The 4,559-nt window shown below is 58.4% G+C and carries 1 protein-coding gene; it reads left to right on the top strand.

Annotated elements, in window-relative coordinates; translation table 11 throughout:
• Window positions 1–14 precede the first annotated feature (14 nt).
• Complete coding sequence (locus NW857_RS12290; RefSeq protein ID WP_414369109.1) at window positions 15–4,532, top strand: helicase-related protein; 4,518 nt, start codon at window positions 15–17, stop codon at window positions 4,530–4,532.
• The last annotated feature ends 27 nt before the right edge of the window (window positions 4,533–4,559 follow it).

Raw genomic sequence — 4,559 nt, 5'->3', positions numbered from 1 at the left:
CCACCAGTGCCAGCTTGGAAGAGGGCGAGGCAGGCCGCAAGTTTCTCCGGGAGTTTGTTGGGCGCGATCGCTTTGTGGTGATTGCCGGGGAACAAGTTCCTCCGGTTCCCAAAGCGCCAGCACAAGTGCGTCAGCATCAAGCTGCTTTTGCTCAGTTTGCCAGCGATGTGCAGCCGGATCCCCTCCAGCCGCTGCGCCCTCTCCCAGTCACTAAAGAAGCCCTGACGAGGCTGGTGCGGGCTTTGGGCGGCGATCCCAGCTTGGGATCCCCAGAGCAGGCTTTGGGGGAGTGCCTCGAGGGACTCAACGTTGCAGATGCGCTGCGGGAGGCCTGTCGGCAGGCTAGCGGCAGCGTGCGCGCCACCCCCATCCAAAAAGTTGACCAGCAACTGTTTCCAGGCGCACCCGTGCCTGCAGGCGGTCTGGTCTCTGAGGCCTTGCGGGGACTGTTGATGGCAACGGCAGTAGCGAAGCGAGAAGATGGGCGATCGCCCCAGCCCGTGCGCGGCCACCTCTTCTTTCACAACCTGCAAGGCCTGTGGGCGTGCAGCAGCCCCAAGTGCAGCGTTGCCCAACGCCCTCAAGAGGACAACCAACCCCCTCCGCCTATCGGTGCCTTACATAGCCAGCACCGCCTCAGTTGCGACTGCGGGGCACGGGTTCTGGATTTGATCGTCTGCGAAGTTTGCGGGGAGGTATTCCTAGGGGGTTATGCTTACTCGTCTGGCAAGTCGGTTATCCTCACTCCCGATCAACCTGATCTAGAAGGCATTCCCGATTTAGTAAGCCTCACCCAAAAATCCGGGAACTATCGCGTTTTTTGGCCCCTCCCCCATGACCCAGAACCTTGGGCGACCGAGCCGCAAGATCTGGAGTGGAGCGCTGGAAAAGTCAAGCGGCGGTGGGTCGAGGCCAAACTCAACCCCGCTACGGGCGAACTCAACAAAGAGAAGACACCTCCTAAAGAAGGCGAGGTTCCTGGCTGGGTGTACCAAGTAGAGGCCGAGAACCAGCCTGCCTTGCCGACCCGTTGCCCGCGCTGCGATACCGATCGCGCCCGCCGCGAAGCCTATCCCACCCCGCTACGTGTGCATCGCACTGGATTTCAGAAAGCCTGTCAGGTGATTGCCGGCGCTTTGTTGCGGGAAATGCCGACGCCGCAATCCCGCAAGCTGGTGATTTTTTCCGATAGCCGCCAGGACGCCGCCAAATTGGCTGCTGGGATGGAAATGGATCACTACCGCGATATGGTGCGCTTGTTGCTGGTGCGATTGGCGCGGGAGTACTGGCAAGACCTGCGGGCTTTTCTGCGCAGCATTTTACCTACCCCAGAGCAACGGCAGCAACGGTTGCGCGGCTATCCCAAGCTGCTGGAAGACGTTGAGCGGATGGCGGAGGATTGGGCGGCACGCAATCGCTTTGCCAATCTGCAGCCTACCCTTGCTACCGAGGCATTGTTTTGGGCGCAGGACATGCCGCCGGCCGATCCTGAGGCACGCCAACAATGGCTAGCAATGCTCGAGTCTTACCCCGGGCAAGTTCCACTCCTCAAGCTTCGACGCACTCTGGCAGACCGCCTCTTACAGTTGGGACTATGCCCTGGTGGTATGTCCTTTAGCGCCCTCTACTATGCCATCAACAAGGATCGGCATCACTGGACGGAGCTTTACAACTGGCAAAACAACCCAATAACACGAAGAGCCGACCGCCCGACTCCAGAGCAAGAAAAACACCTGGACAAGCTCAATGCCTACTTGGCCGATGAAATGATGTTCGCGCTGTTTGCCCATGCGGTCAGAAACACTGAGTCTTTTGGCCAGGGCTATGTTACGGCTCAAGTCCCGCCGGAACTGCAAGAAGTTGTGAGTGCTGTCATCCGCCAACTGGGAGTTCGCAAGCAGCATCGATTCTCCAAGTACTACAGGGTTGATTCTAATCGGGAACTGCCGAGGTGTGTGGTTCGATACCTGGAAAGGTTAGAAGAGCAGGGCAAGCCAGGACTGAAATCGCAGATTGAGGGGGAGTTGCGCAAGATCGGTAGCAGTAGCTCGGACGGACTGGTTTTGGATCCAGATTGCCTCTACCTCGTGCCTGTCTCTCGCGAAGGTCTTCAAGGCTACCGCTGTCCTCAGTGCAGCGCCTTTTACTTGCATGCCGCGGGGGGATGGTGCCCGGAGTGCAGCGGCGGCCACAACACCAGCCGACACTCTGACCCGCAGGTCATCCGATTGCAGCCGAGCAGCTTGCCGCGCGACTTGGACTACTACGCCTACCTCTCCGATCCTGACAACGAACCGTTTCGGATGAATGCTGCCGAATTAACTGGCCAAACGGACAAAGAGGATCGCCTCAGACGGCAGCGCTGGTTTCAGGACGTATTTTTGGAAGGGGAAATACCGCTGGCTCAGGGCATTGATTTGCTGAGCGTGACCACCACCATGGAAGCTGGGGTAGACATCGGCGGGCTGTTGGCGGTGATGATGGCGAACATGCCGCCGCGGCGTTTCAACTACCAGCAGCGGGTGGGACGGGCTGGGCGGCGCGGCGCCGGGGTTTCCTTGGCGATTACGTTTTGCCGAGGCCGCAGCCACGACGATTTTTACTTTCAGCGCCCTGAGGCTATTACCGGCGATCCGCCACCTCCCCCTTACATCGATCTGCGCAGCCGTAGTATTGCCCAGCGCGTCATCGCGAAAGAGGTTTTGCGACAAGCTTTTCAGGAAGTCTCACAACAAGATCTATCCGCTGCAGTGGATCTCGAAGACGTGACCAGCATCCACGGGGAATTTGGCCTAGCCGAAAACTGGCCAAAGGTGGAACCATCGGTTCGCAACTGGATTGCTAGCCATGACCAAGAGATTCGAACCGTGATTGCTCAACTTTGCCAGCAAACTCATCTCTCGGTTGACGAGCAACAAGCCTTACATCGCCACATCCGCGAGGAGTTGGTCGATAAGATTAACGAGATTGCCGCTTCCAACGCCTACAGACAAACTCAACTCAGCGAGCGTTTGGCCAATGCCGGCATCTTGCCCATGTTTGGCTTTCCCACGCGGGTGCGATTGCTCTACACTCGCTGGTCAGCTAGCCAAGGCACCATCGATCGTGACTTGGATACGGCGATCGCACAATTTGCCCCCGGCTCAGAAATCGTCAAAGATCGGGCGGTACACACCGCCTGCGGGCTGGTGGAGTTGGCGCCTCACAAAAGAGGCGTGCAATCGCGTCCCGGTTTGGTGCCACCCCTTGACCAACCCAACCGCTGGTTGGGATTTTGTCGCAACTGCCAAGCCATGATCGAGAACTACCAACCTCAGCCGCCCCTTTCTTCTCCTCCTGCGTTCAAGCCGGCGGATCAAACTTGCCCTGTATGCGGGCAACCCACCCTCCGCTGTATCGATGCCCGTGAGCCGACAGGCTTTTTCACCAACTTGGAGCCGCGGGATTTCGACGGTCAATTTGAGTGGCAACCCCGCGTTAGCCGGCCCACCCTGGGCGTGCCTGAGCTTGAGCGCGAAGCGAAGACTGGTAACGCTCACCTGCAGGGTGGCAGCGGCAACGTTCTAATCGTCAACGATCGCGGCGGCGATGGTGGTTTCCGGCTGCAAGCGGCGGAAGTTTTTGGCCAGAAGCAGGCGGGAGCCTATGTCTGCCTCGATCCCTATTCGCAAGCCCAAGGGGAACAAGTCAAAGGGATCGGCCCTACCTATCGAATTGCCTTGCTGTCCAAGCGACGCACTGATGTGCTGCTGGTCGGCTTTCAGACTTGGCCAACTGGCGTGTTTGCCGACCCAAGGACTTTGGAAGGGCGAGCAGCTTTGTATTCTTTTGCGTTTTGGTTGCGGGCGGCTGCCTGTGCTTTTCTGGATGTGGATCCTGACGAGTTGCAAGCCAGCTTTCAGACCACAGCAGAGGCCGGTCGAGTGGTGGGAAGAGCTTTTCTGTTTGATAGGCTGGAGAACGGCGCAGGGTATTGCCTCTACCTTGCCCAGCCGGAAGTTTTCTCGAAGCTGCTAGAACAGGAGGACTTGTCTCGGCCCAACAGTTTAGCCGACCGTTGGCTGCAGCACCAAGAGGGCTGCGACACGTCTTGCAACAACTGCTTGCGCGATTATTACAACCTGGTTTACCACGGGCTGTTGGACTGGCGGCTGGCCTTGGATATGGCTCGCCTCCTGCGAGATGCTGAGGCGCCGGTCGATTTGCAAACCCCTTGGGGGGAAGGTCAGGAGAATCCTTGGCGGCGCCTGGTGGAGCGAGCACTGCCGCCGCTGCTGGAAAACTTAGGCTTCCAGAGAGCGCCTCAGGACTTTCCGCTGCCGGTGTGGACGGGAAATAAAGGACGGGAAGTGCGGATCGTGCGCCATCCCCTCTGGACTGACGGGCACCCTATCTCGCAACAAACTTTTGGGCAGGTTCAGCAAGCTTATCCCCAGGCCAACATTCAGGCAATCAATCCCTTCTTGACCCTGCGGCGACCGGGGGATGTCTTGGCGAAGACAACAAAACCTACCCGCTCTAAGCATTCATAAACCTGAAAGTTCAAATAGGTGTGCAGC

Source organism: Synechococcus sp. H55.9 (genome assembly GCF_047462355.1).
Classification (GTDB): Bacteria; Cyanobacteriota; Cyanobacteriia; order Thermostichales; family Thermostichaceae; genus Thermostichus.
This window is presented reverse-complemented; position numbering and strand designations above follow the sequence as displayed.